16 protein-coding genes are annotated in these 17,310 nt (G+C 42.5%); 7 read left to right on the forward strand and 9 right to left on the reverse strand.

Annotated features, from left to right (window positions below; all coding sequences use genetic code 11):
• Positions 1-101 precede the first annotated feature (101 nt).
• The gene (locus ACZ5ZC_RS07685) at positions 102-584 is read right to left on the reverse strand and encodes a DUF1097 domain-containing protein (protein WP_005395520.1); all 483 of its coding nucleotides are present in this window, start codon (positions 582-584) and stop codon (positions 102-104) included.
• A 435-nt stretch (positions 585-1,019) separates the two neighbouring features.
• The gene (locus ACZ5ZC_RS07690) at positions 1,020-1,925 is read right to left on the reverse strand and encodes a LysR substrate-binding domain-containing protein (RefSeq protein ID WP_005395522.1); all 906 of its coding nucleotides are present in this window, start codon (positions 1,923-1,925) and stop codon (positions 1,020-1,022) included.
• Between the two features lie 304 nt (positions 1,926-2,229).
• Here ACZ5ZC_RS07690 and focA point away from each other — a divergent pair, with 304 nt between their 5' ends.
• A complete protein-coding gene (focA, locus tag ACZ5ZC_RS07695) occupies positions 2,230-3,681 on the forward strand; it encodes a formate transporter FocA (protein ID WP_048625025.1) in 1,452 nt (483 codons plus the stop codon).
• A gap of 138 nt (positions 3,682-3,819) precedes the next feature.
• Here the strand turns inward: focA and ACZ5ZC_RS07700 are convergent, their stop codons facing one another.
• The 3 genes from ACZ5ZC_RS07700 to ACZ5ZC_RS07710 all read right to left on the reverse strand — a co-directional run bounded on the left by ACZ5ZC_RS07700 (position 3,820) and on the right by ACZ5ZC_RS07710 (position 5,342).
• On the reverse strand, positions 3,820-4,389 hold the full coding sequence (locus tag ACZ5ZC_RS07700) for a YceI family protein (protein ID WP_464931571.1): 570 nt from the start codon (positions 4,387-4,389) through the stop codon (positions 3,820-3,822).
• Positions 4,386-4,925: a cytochrome b gene (locus tag ACZ5ZC_RS07705; protein ID WP_012842319.1), complete on the reverse strand. Its 540-nt coding sequence runs from the start codon at positions 4,923-4,925 to the stop codon at positions 4,386-4,388. Before ACZ5ZC_RS07705 ends, ACZ5ZC_RS07700 begins: the two co-directional genes overlap by 4 nt.
• A gap of 174 nt (positions 4,926-5,099) precedes the next feature.
• A complete protein-coding gene (locus ACZ5ZC_RS07710) occupies positions 5,100-5,342 on the reverse strand; it encodes a DUF2164 domain-containing protein (RefSeq protein ID WP_005395529.1) in 243 nt (80 codons plus the stop codon).
• Positions 5,343-5,528: 186 nt separating this feature from the next.
• Between ACZ5ZC_RS07710 and ACZ5ZC_RS07715 the strand changes: the two genes are divergently transcribed.
• Complete coding sequence (locus tag ACZ5ZC_RS07715; RefSeq protein ID WP_464931572.1) at positions 5,529-6,161, forward strand: hypothetical protein; 633 nt, start codon at positions 5,529-5,531, stop codon at positions 6,159-6,161.
• A 186-nt stretch (positions 6,162-6,347) separates the two neighbouring features.
• Complete coding sequence (locus ACZ5ZC_RS07720) at positions 6,348-7,136, forward strand: EAL domain-containing protein (RefSeq protein ID WP_054867590.1); 789 nt, start codon at positions 6,348-6,350, stop codon at positions 7,134-7,136.
• Between the two features lie 27 nt (positions 7,137-7,163).
• Here ACZ5ZC_RS07720 and ACZ5ZC_RS07725 read toward each other — a convergent pair whose 3' ends face one another.
• Together ACZ5ZC_RS07725 and ACZ5ZC_RS07730 are read right to left on the reverse strand one after the other, a co-directional pair.
• Positions 7,164-8,423, reverse strand: coding sequence for a DEAD/DEAH box helicase (locus ACZ5ZC_RS07725; RefSeq protein ID WP_226420632.1), 1,260 nt, complete (start codon positions 8,421-8,423; stop codon positions 7,164-7,166).
• 67 nt (positions 8,424-8,490) lie between these two features.
• Positions 8,491-9,093 carry an acyl carrier protein phosphodiesterase gene (locus tag ACZ5ZC_RS07730; protein WP_054867588.1) on the reverse strand — a complete coding sequence of 201 codons (603 nt, stop codon included), beginning with the start codon at positions 9,091-9,093 and terminating at the stop codon, positions 8,491-8,493.
• A gap of 568 nt (positions 9,094-9,661) precedes the next feature.
• Here ACZ5ZC_RS07730 and ACZ5ZC_RS07735 point away from each other — a divergent pair.
• Positions 9,662-11,092 (forward strand): methyl-accepting chemotaxis protein, encoded by a 1,431-nt coding sequence (locus tag ACZ5ZC_RS07735; RefSeq protein WP_464931573.1) that lies wholly within the window; start codon positions 9,662-9,664, stop codon positions 11,090-11,092.
• 429 nt (positions 11,093-11,521) lie between these two features.
• Here ACZ5ZC_RS07735 and ACZ5ZC_RS07740 read toward each other — a convergent pair whose 3' ends face one another.
• Both ACZ5ZC_RS07740 and ACZ5ZC_RS07745 read right to left on the reverse strand, forming a co-directional pair.
• Positions 11,522-12,190 (reverse strand): HAD-IA family hydrolase, encoded by a 669-nt coding sequence (locus ACZ5ZC_RS07740; protein WP_054867586.1) that lies wholly within the window; start codon positions 12,188-12,190, stop codon positions 11,522-11,524.
• Positions 12,191-12,384: 194 nt separating this feature from the next.
• Entirely contained in the window at positions 12,385-12,894 is a 510-nt protein-coding gene (locus ACZ5ZC_RS07745) for a hypothetical protein (RefSeq protein ID WP_005397613.1), read from the reverse strand.
• Positions 12,895-13,160: 266 nt separating this feature from the next.
• On the opposite strand from ACZ5ZC_RS07745, the gene ACZ5ZC_RS07750 reads away from it, so the two are divergent.
• From ACZ5ZC_RS07750 to ACZ5ZC_RS07760, 3 genes are all read left to right on the forward strand, one after another.
• Positions 13,161-13,631, forward strand: coding sequence for a CreA family protein (locus tag ACZ5ZC_RS07750; protein WP_005397614.1), 471 nt, complete (start codon positions 13,161-13,163; stop codon positions 13,629-13,631).
• Positions 13,632-13,863: 232 nt separating this feature from the next.
• Complete coding sequence (locus ACZ5ZC_RS07755) at positions 13,864-15,168, forward strand: inosine/guanosine kinase (RefSeq protein ID WP_005397615.1); 1,305 nt, start codon at positions 13,864-13,866, stop codon at positions 15,166-15,168.
• Positions 15,169-15,404: 236 nt separating this feature from the next.
• Positions 15,405-17,153 carry a formate--tetrahydrofolate ligase gene (locus ACZ5ZC_RS07760; protein WP_464931574.1) on the forward strand — a complete coding sequence of 583 codons (1,749 nt, stop codon included), beginning with the start codon at positions 15,405-15,407 and terminating at the stop codon, positions 17,151-17,153.
• Positions 17,154-17,310: the final 157 nt, after the last annotated feature.

Genomic DNA, 17,310 nt, shown 5'->3' on the forward strand with positions numbered 1-17,310 from the left:
CCAAATTGGTGTGCTTGTATCAAACATCATTAATTTTGATTAAAGGTATTGAGAGGGATAAAACTCAATACACAGTGGATACAAATAAGATCGGGGGTTCACTACTGTGCTTGCTCAGCAAGCGTAGAAGAAGTAGTGCTTGATTTCGTATGCAACCAAAGCCCAGTCGCTTTCATTAGATAACCAAACACACCACCTAGCAGCAAAGATGGAATGACAAGTTGCCAGTTTCCATCAGCGGCAAATGTTGCGCAGGAACCAATAAAAGTGCCTGGAATGTACGCGAGCCAAGCCTGTTTCGCTTGAATACACATGAAAAATGCCACAATAGCGGTAATCACATAACCGATAATTTCCAAACCAACGTAAGTTGAACCGTGGATAATTACCATTGCCCAGAATACACCCGTCATATTAGTGATTAAGCTGATACCAAGTCCTTTCAATCCGCTAGTTGGCGCAGCAAAGTAGCTCGTGCAACCTAAAAAACCAGCCCAAGAAAGCAAACCTAAAGAAATGGCGATCCAACCCCATACGCCAGATAAAATTCCAGTAGTGATAGAGATAGCTAAAAGTGTCGTCATGGTAGTCGTACCTGCTTGGCTATTATCGTACCCATATGGCTCAATAACTGCCTTCATACATTGAAATCAAGGACACATGTTAGATACATCAGTCTTGTTTATCGGTGACAATGATCACAATAAGGTTATAACGATTTCATGACTTGCACTAAAAGTTTGACGCAACCGATAAATCAACAGATTTAGGGAATGAGCATTTCTAGTGCTAGGTAAAAAAGGATGTGTGTTGGATAGTTCCAATAGGTCACTCCAGCAAGCTTTAACGAGACTAGGAAGCTAATATCGGCGTGCAGAATCATGGATCACCAAGTGAGTGCATAAAAGCTCCTGAATCACGCTTGTTCTTCGAAGTTCAGTATACTGTACATAGAAATATGCCACTCCCAATTAAGCGAGTGGCATTGCTGTACTTCTAGAGCTTATTTGAGTGGTAACTTACAATACCGAAGGCTTACCTTTCATCATTCGCAGACCTTCTCGTTTAATGCAGTCGACTAGTGGGTTTTCTGCCATATCAGCTCGCCATATAAATGACAGTGTCCTTTCCATTTTTAGCTCGGGCACATTTAACGCAACAAGATGACCCGCTTCTATATATCGCTCTACATCTAAATACGGTAAACAAGTAAGGTACTGGCCGTTAGCAACTAAGCTGCGTAACACCGGAACGTGCTCGTACTCTCGCCACACATCCAAATCTTCAATTAGATGATGAATAGAGCTATCAAATGTTTTTCGTGTGCCAGAGCCATGCTCTCTCAACACCCACTTCGCTTGTTCTAACTGCGCGAGGCTTACAGATTGATTGCGAGCAAAAGGATGATGAGAAGCAGCGACAACAGTAAGATGGTCTCGGCACCAGACTTCTTGGTGCAAACGGTTATCGTCACAACGCCCCTCGATGATCCCTAAGTCATATTTATAATCTAATACGCCATCAATAACCCCTTTTGTACTCTGCACACCAAGGGAAATACGCATTTCTGGAAAGTCATTATCAATGATACTGATAAGGTCTGGAACCAGATGCTCTGCCGGAGTTTGACTCGCGCCCATGCGAATCTCACCGCTTAACAAATGTTGCTCATAAAAGCCCATTTCAATCTGCAGTGCGTCTTGTAATAAGCGTTTTGCTTTTGGTCGTAGCCACATACCCCAATGGGTTAACGCCATTTGCTTGCCCTGCCTCTCAAATAAAGGCCTGCCAAGCATTTTTTCTAATTGCGCAAGCGACATACTTGTCGCTGATTGTGTCAAAGCCAGTTTCTCTGCGGCCTGGCTTACACTGCCGGTATCTGCAACTGCGTCAAAAACCGCTAATTGCTTAAGTGAGTAGCGCAAAGTGCCCTCCTTTATTGGTGAGTATTTTTCATACCCTCACAATCGTTAAAAACATGCCCCAATAAGCAATAGAGTTCATTTTACCTAGCCGCATAAAGTTATCAATTAATTTGATGAGGTTTCTAAATATTATCAATTTTACCTACCAAACCCTTCTCCTTATTCTGACTGTGCGGTTCGGGAACACCGCAAGCCTCAATGACTTTGAGACTGAAGTCATTGAGGCTTCTAAATAAAAACAACAATTTCATTTTTGAGTTAATAACCAAGGAATTTTTATGCGATTACAAATTAAGGAGTCAATATGGCGGTGACCAGCTCTCAAAATCACCAGTACTTTTCTCCAAAAGAAATGATGGCTGAAGCGGAAAAATTTGCGTTAAGTAAAGCAAACAAAACCAGCAGTATGACACTGAGTCTTGCCATCATGGCGGGCGCGTTCATTGGATTGGCGTTCTTGTTTTACATCACGGTGACTACTGGCAGCGCTGGCGCTGGTTGGGGCTTAAGCCGTCTTGCTGGCGGATTAGCATTTAGTATGGGCTTGATCCTCATCGTGATCTGCGGCGGTGAACTATTTACCAGCTCAGTTCTTTCCAGTATCTCATGGGCCAATAAGCAAATCTCGTTCGGAAAAATGCTTTCTATTTGGGGCAAGGTTTACGTTGGCAACTTCATTGGTGCGATGTTCCTACTTGCGCTAGTTACTGCAGCTGGTCTTTATCAAATGGATAGCGGTCAATGGGGGTTAAATGCGCTTAACATCGCGCAGCACAAGCTTCATCACACTCTCATTCAGGCGTTTGCGCTCGGCATCCTTTGTAACCTATTGGTCTGCCTCGCGATTTGGTTAACGTTTAGCTCTGCAAATGCAATGACAAAAGCAGCAATGACAATCATGCCTGTGGCCATGTTTGTCAGCAGTGGCTTTGAACACTGTGTCGCGAACATGTTTATGGTTCCACTTGGCATTGTTATCGCGAATTTTGCACCTGAGTCTTTTTGGGCCTCCGTCGGTGTGCCCGCTTCACAGTACGCAGACTTAAATATTGGCCACTTTATTACCGCTAACTTAATTCCTGTCACGCTTGGCAACATCGTCGGCGGAGCGGTTTTAGTTGGTCTTGCAAACTGGTGTATTTTTCGCCGACCAGAACTAAAAGCAGCGAATATCTCTTCTATCACAACGACTACAACACTCTCGTCAGTTAAGGATTTCACCATGAAAAACGCATCTTTTGTTAAAGACATTATGAACCCAAAACCAGTTACCATCAGTGCAGAAACACCGATAGCAATCGCACTGGATGTGCTACTTGACAACAACGTAACTAGCGCACCTGTTGTAGACGTACAAAATCGATTGGTTGGTTTCTTCTCTGCTCACGATGTGATGGTAGAACTATGGTGTGAGGACTACATTCCGGTGAAAGACCAAAAAGTCGTCGACATCATGAGCCGCGATGTGGTCGCAATTGATGCTGGTGATCGTCTAGTTGATGTTGTCGAATTCCTATGTATCGATAAAGAGCAGTTGTACCCAACGAGCAGCATGGGCATCGCCACTCGCATGACGTCTCTATCTTTAGAAGAACGCGCAAAAAGCATCAAAGTGAGCAAGCCACAAGTCCTTCCTGTACTTGAAAATGGCCAGATGGTCGGTGTTGTTACTCGTACTGAAGTATTAACAGCACTACGCCCGATTTTTGGTGAGCGTTTAAACCTAGTAGAAAAAAACGAGTTAGAAACAGCGTAATTCATTAAACGCTTGCAACGTCTGTTGGCTTTCAATCGCTGTCACTGACTGGCTTGCCAATGTTGTCAATTGTGATTGAGGTAATAAAAAAGCGCTCTTTCGTTGAAGAGCGCTTTTACTGTATCTAAAAGAAGTTCGTTACTTCTTAACGCCTTCGATATGAAGTTCCATATCAACATAGCTTGAAGCACCCATTACTGGGATATCAAAGTCAGCAAGCTCAAGGCGAGTGTTACCAACGAAGCCAGCGCGCTCACCACCCCATGGGTCACTACCTGCGCCAACAAATTCAGCTTCGATAGTAATAGGCTGAGTAACACCGTGTAGCGTTAGATCACCAGTTACATCTAGCTTGCCATTACCTTTATCAACCACTTTTGTGCTTTTAAAGGTCGCTTCGCTGTATTTGCCAGCATCAATGAAATCACCACTACGAATGTGCTTGTCACGTTCAGCGTGGTTGGAGTCTAAGCTAGTTGTATCAACAACAACATTCACTTTTGAATCAGCAATGTTGTTCTCATCAAAAGAAAAGTCACCAGAAAATGTATTGAAACGACCTTTGATGAAGCTGTAACCCAAGTGACTAACTTTAAAGTTAATTGAAGCGTGAGCACCTTTGGTATCGATGACATAATCTGCAGCTTGCGCACCAAATGGTAGTGCCATAGCGATAGCTAATCCTGTAGCGAAGAGTGACTTTTTCATTTTGAAGCTCCTAACATTTTTCTTAATGTGTTGTCTTTATCGATAAAGTGGTGTTTAAGCGCAGCAATAGCGTGCAAACCTGCTATCAGGATGACGGCCCAAGCTGCGTAGAAGTGAATTTCACCCGCTATGTCTGATTGTCCTGGGAATAACTCTCCCGCTCCTGGCACGGTAAACCAATTAAACACTTCGATACCGCGTCCATCAGACGTTGAAATGAGGTAACCTGAAACAAAGATGGTGACCAATAGTAGGTACATAACACCATGAGCTGCTTTAGCAGCAAGCACTTCGTAAGGTTTGCCTTCTACCTTTGGTGACGCCGTAACATGTTTCCATACAATGCGTGCCAAAGTTAAAATAGCGAGTAAAATACCGACAGAGCGATGGTAATGTGGCGCAGTTCGATACCATTCGCTGTAATAGCTAAGGTCGACCATCCACAAACCCACTGCAAATAGACCAATAATGCACAGCGCAGATAACCAGTGCATCACGCGTGCAGTAAGGTTGTAATTCTTTACCAGTGTATCCATCTCAAGTTCCTAGATATATTCCTAAGTTAATGTTGAGCAAGAAACACTACATTAACCTATTTACGTCATATGAAACAGATTATTTACCATCATTTACATCCAGCCAATGGTACCTTATCTATCAAGTTGTTCGAATTTTTTGAAGGAACTTTAAATCGTTTATAAAACTGAAACTTACAGCTTAACTTCTTGTTCTATCTCATACAGCTCTTCGGACACTTCTAACATTCTACGTTCAACCAGTGATTTTGCATCTTCCACCCCCTTGTTGTAATAAATTGGCCCTAGTTTTTCTGTAATGAAATCAATAAGAAATTCACTATCGAACTGGCCAATCTCAACATCTAGTTCGTCCTGCATATAATCTTGAATGGCGGTTGCCAGCGTTTCTTTTTGCGCACGTTCTAACTTTATCATCTTTGCCCTTTTTCAGAATTTTGTTCTATGTGTGCTTCTATCGTCTTGCTCTCTTAAAGAGTAGGCGCGATCATTTGTGAGAAATTTGGTGTTTAGATCAAGAAGTTGCCGAAGTAAATTAGTCTATTCTCAAAAGACTATGCTAACCTTTTGCAGTTCGTTTTGTTAATTATTAAGGGATATTCTTTGCTACTCGACCTAGTGATTCAAAGTGTTAATGATTTTCAAGACGACTGTCTTAAGCTGTGTGAAAAGCATTACCCTGCGGTACATAACCAAGGCATGAGTGAGCATCATCTTGGTCTCGCGTTTTCAAGAAGAATGGAACACACTTTCCGTCACTTCGGATACAACTGCGTGGTAAAACCAATTGAAGTTTTAAATACTCCGGACCTTCCTCATCACTACCGTATTTCATCTGAAATAGGCACGGTTTGGGTCCTGAGCCATCATATGGTCAGTGCGGGAAAATCTTGTCGAGAGAACTTACTCTCATCAATTACGGAATGGCAAAGCGAATATGGTTATGCGCTGCAACCGAATGATCTACTCTTTTTAGTTTGTGATCATTGGATCAGTCGCAGCAAAACGAGCCGAGAGTTGCTTCATTGGTGGATGGGAGAACTGCCCGATCAGATCAACGAATACACGGAGCAAGGCATCACGCTGTACACTAGCGAATCGCAGCTCACGCAATCGTTAGACACTCGATTTGGCATTAGTCCTTGTTACATTAAGTTTGGTCATCCTTTACGTCGCTCGAATAAACAGCAGTTAGTCAGAAAATATTTGCAACTGTATGCCGTACTACAATGGTAACATCAAATTGCAATAGGAAGATTGTCAGTCATTTCATCAATTTGTTTGATATCACTCGACAAATCTAATCATCTCTTACCATCGTTCTTGCTTGAGTTCATGAGCCCACTTAGATTCACTGCCAATGAAATAAAAAATTAGCGCGATGGCGCTGATGTAGAAGCATTGATTTAGGTTGTTGTAACAATGATGAGCACCTCGCAACTCCTTAGTTGCATCCGTAAACAAGCCGACGGGCAATATATTGCGAAATACGCAAAGCTCACTCTTCGAAGTGTCTTTCAACCTATATATAAAAAAGAGATTTCTATCGTTGGACTTGAGGCACTAGTAAGAATTACCAATGCTAATGGCGCCATGATCAGGCCAGATCAGTTTTTCCAATCAAAAACCATTTCCGCTCAAGACCTACTCAATGTTGAACGCTTAAGTCGCCTAATTCATATCAAAAACTTTGCCCAATCTCACTTTCACAATAAACAACTGTTTCTTAATGTATTACCAGAAGCAGCAAAAATACTAGCCAGAGACATCACGTACAATAGGCTGCTAAAACAAACCATTCATCAATCTCATTTAGTAAATGAACAAATCGTCATGGAGTTGCTTGAGTTGAACGTAGAAGACGAGTCCTCTTTGTCGCAAGCAGCTCGTGAATTAAGTCAAGGCGGGTTTAAATTGGCGATCGACGATTATGGCGTCAATGCATCGACAATTGAACGAGTTAAAGGCGTTCGTCCAGACATAATAAAAATGGATCGCTCGTTAATGCTGAGATACGAAAATGGTGACTGGAAAGCTCTAGTCGATGCATTATCACTAGCAAGAACGTTGCGTTCTAAAACCGTTATCGAAGGAATTGAAACCGAGCATCAACTTAACTTAATGAAAAAACTCGGTTTCGATATGTATCAAGGATACCTACTCGCTATCCCGCAAACGTTAGACGTTTATGAAGAGGCAAAAACAGCCTGACTATGTAAGAACAAAAGTTTGTGCGGTTTAGCGAGAGTTACGTGATTTACCACGGTTCTTATGAATCGCTAATTTTGCTTTTAGCTTACGCTTCTCTGATGAACGGCTTCGACGGCGTCCATTACCATTTTTCTCAGGCTCGACTTCTTCTATAAGGCTTGGCTCGAAGCCTGCCAACCATTCTTGCGGTAGGCGTTGATCAAGCAAATTCTCGATAGCATGCAATAAATATTCTTCTTCCCGACTCATTAGAGAGATAGCTAAACCTGACTTTCCTGCACGGCCAGTACGGCCTATACGGTGGACATAATCTTCGGCTTTAAATGGCATATCAAAGTTCACCACTTGCTCTAACTCTTGAATATCCAGTCCTCGTGCAGCTACATCTGTCGCAATCAACGCACGCACCTTACCTTGTTTGAACTCATCCAACGCTCTTTGACGCGCACCCTGTGACTTATCCCCGTTAATTGAAACCGCTTTTATGCCATCTAACTTAAGCTCTTTTGCTAGCTCATCGCTACCTTGCTTAGTTTTTGTAAATACAAGCACTTGCTGCCAATTGCGCGAGCCAATCAAGTACGCCAATAATTCACGTTTACGCTTTTTGTCTACCGGATAAACCATCTGTTTTACCGTTTCAGCCGTCGTGTTTGCTGGTGACACTTCAACTTCAACCGGCGATTCCATGAGTTTGTACGCAATAGTCTTGATTCGCTTTTCAAATGTCGCAGAGAACAACAGGATCTGTTTTTCTGCGGGTAAACGTCGGAAGATGCGTTGCAAGTCAGGCCAGAATCCCATATCTAACATACGGTCGGCTTCGTCTAGAACGAGCATACTGGTTTTGGAGATGTTTACGTTGCCATTAAACAGATGATCCAAAAGGCGGCCTGGTGTTGCAATCAAAATATCAGCGCCCTCTTCTAACTTCCTCTTTTGTACGCCAATGCTTGTACCACCATAAACACACACAATGCGAAGTTCGGTTTGTGCAGAGTACTGATTCAAATTATCAAATACCTGCTGCGCAAGCTCGCGTGTTGGAACCAAAACCAATGCTTGAGGCGTACCGTTGAGTTTCTTTTGCTGAACGGTTTGTATAATAGGTAAACCAAACGCAGCTGTTTTCCCCGTACCAGTTTGTGCAGCAGCAAGTAAGTTCTTTCCTTCAAGGACATGTGGAATAGACTTTTCTTGCACTGGTGTTGGCGTCACGATATTTAGATTGCTTAGCGTCTCGATTAGCTTTTGTTCAATACCTAAGTCAGCAAAATTAACAGACATGTGTAACCTCATTATTTTTGGAGCGCAGAGTTTACCAGAGCCCCAATAGCCATACTACTTTTCTATTTCATTGGGCTGAATCAATAAGATGTTGTTGAAAATCATACGACTGGCGTAAAACGTCTCGATAGAGTGTCGAGAACTTCTCTTCCAATACTGTGTAATCACTCTCAATCACTCTAAATGTTGTAGTAAGGTCAGCCATTCTCGGGCTTCTTTGCGACATTCGATGTAGTGCAAATTCGATATTATCCAGGTCTTGGTATGACTGAAGCCATCGACCGTGCCACATCCGGCTGTGGAGCACCAAAAAGCGCGGCGGCAAATGTTCATTAACGTCACGGTTTACTCGCTCGTATGCCGAATCGACAAAGTGTTCGAGAGGTGCGGCATAAAAGTCGTTCCAGTGTTTTGCGAGACAATGGTCCCAGAACATATCGAGAGCGATAGGGGCAAAGCGCCGCGCAGTACCTTTGAAGTGAGGTTTGCATTCGTTAACAATAGGATGGTGATCAGTAATGCGGTCAACAAATCTATGTAATTTGATGCCGTTAGAGATATCACGTTCATACAGCTTGCTTGGATCTCCTTTTACGAAGTCTCCAAGCAAGTTTCCCAATAAATGGCTGTTACAGTGGTCTGCTATATGCAGGTGGGCTAGAAAGTTCATCCGACGCCAGTTTTGGCCTTTAAGGCTTGGTGTGACATGAACTTAGTATAACGTCAATTACGACGAGATGAGAATGTTCCGCTATTCGGCTTCGTTGTCTGAGCCAACGTATTCCGACAAGATAATGCCAATTTCAAGCGCATCTAGCAGCTCTAGGCTCTCATCGTTTTGGTATTGGTCGCTCATTGTGACCTCCTTTATTTTAAGCTCTCTTGCTTGTACTTGCTGACGGCTTGGCCTTGCCATATCCACATCAACAACTCCTTTTTATAGTCTTTATATGACACATTCATGACAGCGAGAAGTAAAGATTTAAAAACCTATGAGCAGAATCAAAAGTAAACGTTTGCAACCAGATTTCATATCTACTTAGCACTTCAGAGAAATAGCTCTTTTATCAATATTTATGTCAATTTAAAGATATAACATACCGTTATAGGCGTCCTTAGATCTCATTTCTTAAACTAAATTTAGTTTTCGTTACATATTTTGCTGATTAACTTCGCATATTTTGTTTCGATATAGCAATAGATTTGGTCAATATCTTTTATCTCTAATGGAGCTTTAAATGAGAGAAGTTGAGTTTAGAACGATAGACAGGCTGTTTATCAAGATGTCTATCAACGACAAAATATGGGTTATATTCCTGCTGTTTTTAGTAGCCCTCACTTCTGTGGCTGGAAGCCGCTACTTCAATGAAATACAACAATTTAAACAACAAGCGATTTCTGCTAGCGAAGCGAAACTTTCTGGTATTGTTGACGCTCAACCAGGTCATGTTCCACAAATTGACGGCGTATCGAAATCAAGTCGCGTAAGCGAGAGCTCTTTTGTTGATGGCTCTGTCACCGCTTATGCAAAGTTGCATTCTGGCGAAGTGATTAAGTTGACTCAAAACGTATCCGCGCAATACGAATCTGCAAAGTCGTCAGCCTTAACCTCTCTGTTACTCAGCTTTTTATGGGTTGTTCCTTTTGCCCTTTTCTCTTACTGGGTTGCGACCTTTATAGGAGGCGCCCTGTGGGTTTTATATACGACAACCGAAAAAATTGGTGAAGGTGATTTAACCTCTCGCCTTGGTTTTCATCCTGGCCGAGACGAGTTTGGCACCATTGGTTGCGCGTTAGATAAATCTATGGACACCTTAAGTGAACTGGTTAACAGTGTGAAAAATAATGCGGCTACATTGAGTGAGACATCTTCTGCATTCGAAAAAGATATGCAGTTGAGCGAAACGCAGATATCTCATCAATATCAAACACTCGATTCCGTCGCGACAGCAATGGAAGAAATGACAGCCTCTGCAAAAGAAGTATCCAGCATTTCCCAACAAGCGACGATGCAATCCGATCAGGATGCTCAAAAGATCGAGATAAGCAGAAATCGCGTGCAAAATGTGATTGGAGAAATTGAGACGTTATCCAGCTATATTGAACAGGCTTCCACGTCAGTAACCAACTTAAATGAGAACACGACGCAGATTAATGACGTTATTACAACGATCAATGCCATTTCAGAACAAACCAACCTATTGGCTCTGAATGCGGCAATTGAAGCGGCACGCGCCGGGGAGCAAGGTCGTGGATTTGCTGTGGTTGCTGATGAAGTGCGTACATTGGCAAGCCGAACTCAACAGGCAACAGTAGAAATTCAAGCCATGATTGAGAAACTACAAACCGAGAGCCAGAACATTGCTTCAATCACTGATCGAACCGTTCAACAAGCGCAAACCAGTAGCCAGCTTATTGATGAAATTGGTCATGATGTGACGTCTATTGCTGAATCCGCACGCTCATTGATGGACATGAGTATCCAAATTTCCACCTCAGCAGAAGAACAAAGCGCAGTCGCCAACGATATTGCATCTGAGCTTTCAGAAATTCGCAGCCAGTCGAGCACAATCAGAGAAGTTGCAGAGCAATCTACCGTAGGGGTAGCTAATCTCACTCAGGCGTCAGTGTCTCTTGGTGAGGTATTACAACGCTACCGCACAGCATAACTTTGCAGCATTTATGATCAACAAGGGCTCCTCAGGAGCCCTTTTCTTTAAACCGTTTTCAGCCGTTATCGTCGATATTTTCTACTACACACAAGTGGATATTTGAAGTGAATCTCAAGTTCTCGCTGTACCTGATGAAATAATGTTCATAAACAAAGCGTTCCGCTATGCTTAATCCTGCCAATTCCAATTTGCTGCTGGAAAACAATATGAATAATTACAAAGATACAAAAGACATCGAAAACCTAAGTTGCCCTCTCTGCCAGGGGGATGAATATCTCATTTCATCGGATGGAGAGAAATTCACATGCGCTGCTTGCGGATTTCATACAAAAAGCTTCTCATCCATCCAATGCCTACATCAAACCCCTTACCTACAGTCCAAACTTAAACATATCCATAGCTTAAGTACGGTGTGCCATTAAGAGATTAAACAGAGCAGCTAAATAGCTGCTCTTTTAATTCATCTAAATGTTGAATGCGAATTACGCGTTCATCATCAACACGATTGATTGCCTCACCATTAAATAGCTGTACGGTTTTAATGCCAGCGTTTAATCCCGCTTCTACGCCTTTAGGTGTGTCATCAATATAAAGACAGTCGCTCGGTAAAAAGCCCATGCTCATTGCACTGTACATAATTAAGTCAGGTTCAGGCTTCCAACTATTCGCATCGAATGCAGAGAACACTTTCCCCTGGAAAGCATCGAGCAATCCTGTTAACTCCAATGCGTATTCTATTTTATCTTTCGGCCCATTGGACGCGACACAATATTCGATATTATGTGAATCTAAAAACTGAATTAATCGCTTTGCGCCATCCATCGGCTGTAAGTGGCGAACAAAAAGAGACTGGACTTCTTCACGGTATTGCGGCTCTAAGATATCAATAGGGACTTTGATATCTTTCAGCTCTTTAGTATCTAAAAGGATGTCAGCGAGCTTTCCTCCTTTAAAATGAGAAACGCACTCTTCCATCGTTAATTCTGCGCCATGCAGGTTAAATACATTGACGAGAGCTTGGCAACACAATCGTTCACTATCGACCAACGTACCATCACAATCAAATATCACGCACTTAATATTGGTAATTGCCATAGCCATCTCCAGACATCTTAAAGGCTAATGCCCTAGCTGATTTTAAAAATGTTGGCTTAATCTTATTTAAGTTTGGGATTGTTGAAACGACGAGCTTGGCATTTCATGGAAATAGAGGGGAGCAATTACATTTTTTCTAAGCAAGATCACCTATCGTCATCTTGCTTTGCTTTTTATGCATTTGAGTGCACAAATTAGCTTTCAATAATCACCGAATCTAAAAGCTTGTGTTCGGTACTTAGTCTTTTAGCAAGATCCGCCACAAACGAACTCTTGTATTTTGATTCAGAAACCGCGACATCAGAGATAAGCGTGTTTCCTTCAAGGTGGCTAATAATAGCGGCACCAATTGGAGCTCCAGATTTAAAACCAACATATAATTCAAAATCTGGCGTTAGAATTATCTGAGTGAGATATTCCACAATCATATCTTTATCGTACTGTTGATCCCAACGCTGAGACTGCAGGACAGAAAACATGATAGTAAGTCGGTGAAAATCGACCAGAAAAATATCGTCAGAGCTAAATTCAGAATTACTCTCAAGTAGCGTGTCTTTGTCGACCACTTGATAGGTTGCTTGTTCTAGTGCTTTGAAATAGACATCACGCCCTTTCAGACTCTCTGGTGTTGGAAATTCAACTTCAACCAGATCATACAGCCATGCATTTTTACGCTCGATACTGGCTAACTGTTGTTCATTCATTTTGATACCTTAGTTGCAAAACGAAATGTGCAGAGTGTTTCATTCTCACATAGAGTGAAGCTTAGACAGAGCGACAAGCGATATAAAGTCAAACATATTGGGAGAAAGTATGGTCACTCTAACTCATCATTTCGTTTAGAGCAGTACATTAGCATGAAGCTCACAACAAACCTAGCGTACGTAGACCTTTCCTTGGCTAAATTTTGTTTTAGTTGCAAACCTCTGATAGATTTCATCAATATCTTTCCTAGTTAAGGACAAAAATAATGAAAAAGATGCTGTTAAGTGCATTGCTTGCTACTACGCTGGTTGGTTGTTCAGATAACGATGTTGCTGATGTAGGACTCGGTTGGTTTACTTTGAAAGACATCAAAGTAGGTGAATTAAAAGACGAGGTAGTCACGGGGGTAACGTGTCATATAGCTTCTATCGAAGCCGATTTTAGCTTAGCGGATCCAAGTGACAGCTCAATATCATGTCGTCAGACTGGCGAAATCACGCCGGAAATGATTGCAAAAATAGATAAAAGTAAGTCTGGCGAAATTGTATTTAAGAAGTCAAAAAGTATTTTCTTCAAAACAATGAAGGTTCGCCGAATTTATGATGCAGACAACCAAACCTTACTCTACCTATCTTACACAACAAAAGAGACAGACGGTAGCTTTAAGCACAGCCTATCGACAGTTCCACTTTGGGGTACCAAGGCTTACGTTGAGCCTACTGAAGTGAAAAAGTAACGCAGCTAATTTTGGGTAGCTCCAAGCTCGTTGTTAAAGAAAATAACCGATCAACAATCTGAAAAGCGACCAATTGTAGTACTATAAGCATCAGCAATTTAGGCTATCTTGGTCGCAATTTCTCCAGCTCGCTGATTTTTTCAGCGGGCAAACTTCTTTGTAATAAAACGCCACGATTTTCATTTTTTTGTGATACAATCCCGCCTCTTTTTTTTCTCACTCAAGAACAAGCATGAAGTTTCCTGGTCAGCGTAAATCTAAACACTACTTCCCAACTCACGCTCGAGATCCATTAGTAAACCAAATCCGACAAGCGCCTAAGCTATATCGCCCAACTATTGTTGGTGTCGGTCAAACCATCGTAGATATCGAAGCGCGTGTAGATGATGCGTTTTTAGAAAAATACAACCTAAGTAAAGGACATTCACTCGTTCTTGAAGAAAGCAAAGCAGATGCACTTTACGAAGAACTGGTTGAGCAAGGCCTGATCACACACCAATACCCAGGTGACACGATTGGCAACACGCTCCACAATTACTCAGTATTGGCGGATAGCAAATCCGTTTTGCTCGGTGTGATGTCCAAGAACATTCAAGTTGGTTCTTTTGCTTACCGTTACCTTTGCCGCACGTCTTCACGCATGAACCTCAACCACCTACAAACGGTAGATGGTCCTATTGGTCGTTGTTATACCTTGATTTCTCAAGATGGCGAACGCACATTTGCTATCAATGAAGGTCACATGAACCAACTACTTCCAGAAAGCATTCCTGAAGAGATCTTTGAGAAAGCATCAGCTCTGGTTGTTTCTTCTTACCTCATGCGCGGCAAAGAAGAGGATCCAATGCCGAAAGCGGTACAAAAAGCAATCGACTTTGCCAAGAAGCACGATGTCCCTGTTGTACTGACTTTAGGCACGAAATACGTTATCGAAGGTAACGCGCAGTGGTGGCAAGAGTACATTCGCGAGAACATATCTGTTGTTGCAATGAATGAAGAAGAAGGCGCCGCATTAACAGGCGAGACAGAACCGCTTGCGGCTGCTGATAAAGCACTTGAGTGGGTCGATCTTGTTCTATGTACTGCAGGGCCAAATGGCCTATACATGGCAGGTTACACCGACGAAAAAGTAAAACGAGAAACCACACACGACATTCTTGAAGGTTCAATTGAAGCCTTTAACCAATACGAATTTAGTCGTGCGATGCGTAAAGGAGATTGTGAGAAGCCAATGAAGGTATACTCTTACATTGGTCCTTACCTAGGTGGTCCACTAGAGATTAAGAACACCAACGGCGCAGGTGATGCGGCGCTTTCTGCTTTACTGCATGATATGGCTGCAAACTCTTTCCATCAAAAAGAAGTGCCTAACTCAGAAAAGCACGAAGTACGCTGTTTGACTTACTCATCACTTTCTCAGATCTGTAAATATGCAAACCGAGTAAGCTATGAAGTGTTGACGCAACACTCTCCTCGCCTATCGCGAGCACTTCCTGAACGAGAAGATAGCTTAGAAGAAACTTACTGGGATCGTTAAGATCACAGCTTTAAAGCTAAAAATACATCAAGGTCACCATTTGGTGGCCTTTTTGTTTTGATCTGGCGCAGTAAATAGTAGATTTTGTTAGTATGTAGCACAGTATAGAGCAGTAAACTCTTTACATACCGAATCGAAACTGTACTATCACCGAGCAAACGTTTGCCCAACAATAATACTTGCTCCAACTCAGATTGTTTTTCAACACTACCTGCGAGTCACTTTAGGGATTATCCATGCAGTCAGATATTGAAATTTGCCGAAACACACCACTTTCTTCTATTGATGTTATTGCGGAAAAAGTAGGGTTACTACCCGAAGAATATGACACTCACGGGAAGCACAAAGCCAAAGTCCATCCAAAATGTTTGGAGCGGCTAAAAGAGAATGATAACGGTAAGCTTGTGCTTGTTACTGCGATCACTCCTACCCCACTTGGCGAAGGAAAAACCGTTACAACTGTCGGACTGGCGCAAGGTTTAGCTAAGCTTAGACAATCCGTTATCGCATGTATTAGACAACCTTCTATGGGGCCTGTATTCGGTATTAAAGGCGGTGCTGCTGGCGGTGGTTATTCCCAAGTTGCTCCAATGGAAGAACTGAACTTACACCTTACTGGTGACATCCATGCGGTGACGGCGGCGCATAATCTAGCTTCAGCCGCGCTTGATGCTCGCTTGTATCATGAACAACGCGAAGGCTATGATGCCTTTGAAGCACGTACTGGATTAAAGGCACTTAAAATCGATACGGCAAGCATTACTTGGAAACGAGTAATGGACCATAATGATCGTGCACTACGTAAAGTCAAAATTGGGCTAAATGAGCCAGGAAAAGTCATCAATGGATACGAACGCGACGAAGGGTTCGATATTTCTGCCGCGTCTGAGTTAATGGCTATCATTGCACTGGCTAAAGATTTGAAAGATTTACGTCAGCGTATTGGGAAAATTGTCGTAGCGTACGATTTGAACGGAAACCCGGTAACCACTGAGGATCTGCAAGTTGCAGGAGCAATGGCAGTGACATTAAAAGAGGCCATAGCACCGACACTGATGCAAACTCTGGAAGGCGTTCCTACGTTGATTCACGCAGGCCCGTTTGCAAACATCGCCCATGGAAATTCATCCATTATTGCCGACGATATCGCGCTAAAACTATCAAGTTACACCGTAACAGAGGCGGGGTTTGGTTCGGACATGGGATTTGAGAAAGCGTGTAACATTAAAGCTGCCGCCACCAGCAAGGCGCCAGATTGTGTAGTGATAGTAGCGACATTACGCGGCCTCAAAGCAAATTCTGGACACTACGATTTACGACCAGGTATGGCCATTCCAGATTCCATTTTTAATCCAGACCAAGCAGCATTGGAAGCGGGATTTGAAAACTTAAAATGGCACATTAATAACGTCCATAAATATGGCATTCCAGCTGTTGTCGCTATTAACCAGTTTCCGCAAGATTGTGAGAAAGAGCTTAAAATACTTAAAGAGCTGGCTCAGAAATTTAATCCGGAAGTTAAAGTCGCTATCAGCACCGCTTTTGCGCAAGGCGGGCAAGGCACAACTCAGTTAGCTCAACATGTTATTGACGCTTGTGCCCAGCCTACAGAGTTTCGTCCTTTATACAGTAAAGAACAATCGTTACACGAAAAACTTATGGCTGTGTGTGAAGCTGGCTATGGTGCCGCCAATATAAAAATGAGTTCTCTTGCTACTGAACAGCTCAACCATTTTGAAAATCTAGGTTTTAACAACTTAGCGGTTTGCATAGCGAAAACCCCATTATCGATAACAACAGATTCCGCTGTCAAAGGCGCGCCAACAGGTTTTACCGTCCCTATACGCGAGTTACGTCTGTGTGCTGGCGCTGGGTTTGTGTATGCGTTGTCCGGTACGGTGATGACAATGCCAGGTTTGCCTGATAAACCTGCATTTATGAATTTAGACCTTGATGATGAAGGAAATATCGTCGGTCTCTCTTAGTGTAACGTCAACGTATAGCTGACTATAAAGGAAGCACGTTTAAAGAGTGAGTGGTTTACTTCTATATCCACTCACTTTGGACAGACGAAGAGGCGTGCTTGATTATCTTTATCTTACTGTTTTATCTCCACTTTACATTGTAAATCCATACTTATTT

The sequence above is a fragment of the Vibrio sp. JCM 18905 genome (assembly GCF_055393305.1).

Bases quoted from the DNA above. Each gene is read 5' to 3' on its own strand.
- ACZ5ZC_RS07685 (WP_005395520.1), bottom strand. From the start codon at position 584: ATGACGACACTTTTAGCTATCTCTATCACTACTGGAATTTTATCTGGC.
- focA (WP_048625025.1), top strand. From the start codon at position 2,230: ATGGCGGTGACCAGCTCTCAAAATCACCAGTACTTTTCTCCAAAAGAA.
- ACZ5ZC_RS07700 (WP_464931571.1), bottom strand. From the start codon at position 4,389: ATGAAAAAGTCACTCTTCGCTACAGGATTAGCTATCGCTATGGCACTA.
- ACZ5ZC_RS07705 (WP_012842319.1), bottom strand. From the start codon at position 4,925: ATGGATACACTGGTAAAGAATTACAACCTTACTGCACGCGTGATGCAC.
- ACZ5ZC_RS07710 (WP_005395529.1), bottom strand. From the start codon at position 5,342: ATGATAAAGTTAGAACGTGCGCAAAAAGAAACGCTGGCAACCGCCATT.
- ACZ5ZC_RS07720 (WP_054867590.1), top strand. From the start codon at position 6,348: ATGATGAGCACCTCGCAACTCCTTAGTTGCATCCGTAAACAAGCCGAC.
- ACZ5ZC_RS07725 (WP_226420632.1), bottom strand. From the start codon at position 8,423: ATGTCTGTTAATTTTGCTGACTTAGGTATTGAACAAAAGCTAATCGAG.
- ACZ5ZC_RS07730 (WP_054867588.1), bottom strand. From the start codon at position 9,093: ATGAACTTTCTAGCCCACCTGCATATAGCAGACCACTGTAACAGCCAT.
- ACZ5ZC_RS07735 (WP_464931573.1), top strand. From the start codon at position 9,662: ATGAGAGAAGTTGAGTTTAGAACGATAGACAGGCTGTTTATCAAGATG.
- ACZ5ZC_RS07740 (WP_054867586.1), bottom strand. From the start codon at position 12,190: ATGGCAATTACCAATATTAAGTGCGTGATATTTGATTGTGATGGTACG.
- ACZ5ZC_RS07745 (WP_005397613.1), bottom strand. From the start codon at position 12,894: ATGAATGAACAACAGTTAGCCAGTATCGAGCGTAAAAATGCATGGCTG.
- ACZ5ZC_RS07750 (WP_005397614.1), top strand. From the start codon at position 13,161: ATGAAAAAGATGCTGTTAAGTGCATTGCTTGCTACTACGCTGGTTGGT.
- ACZ5ZC_RS07755 (WP_005397615.1), top strand. From the start codon at position 13,864: ATGAAGTTTCCTGGTCAGCGTAAATCTAAACACTACTTCCCAACTCAC.
- ACZ5ZC_RS07760 (WP_464931574.1), top strand. From the start codon at position 15,405: ATGCAGTCAGATATTGAAATTTGCCGAAACACACCACTTTCTTCTATT.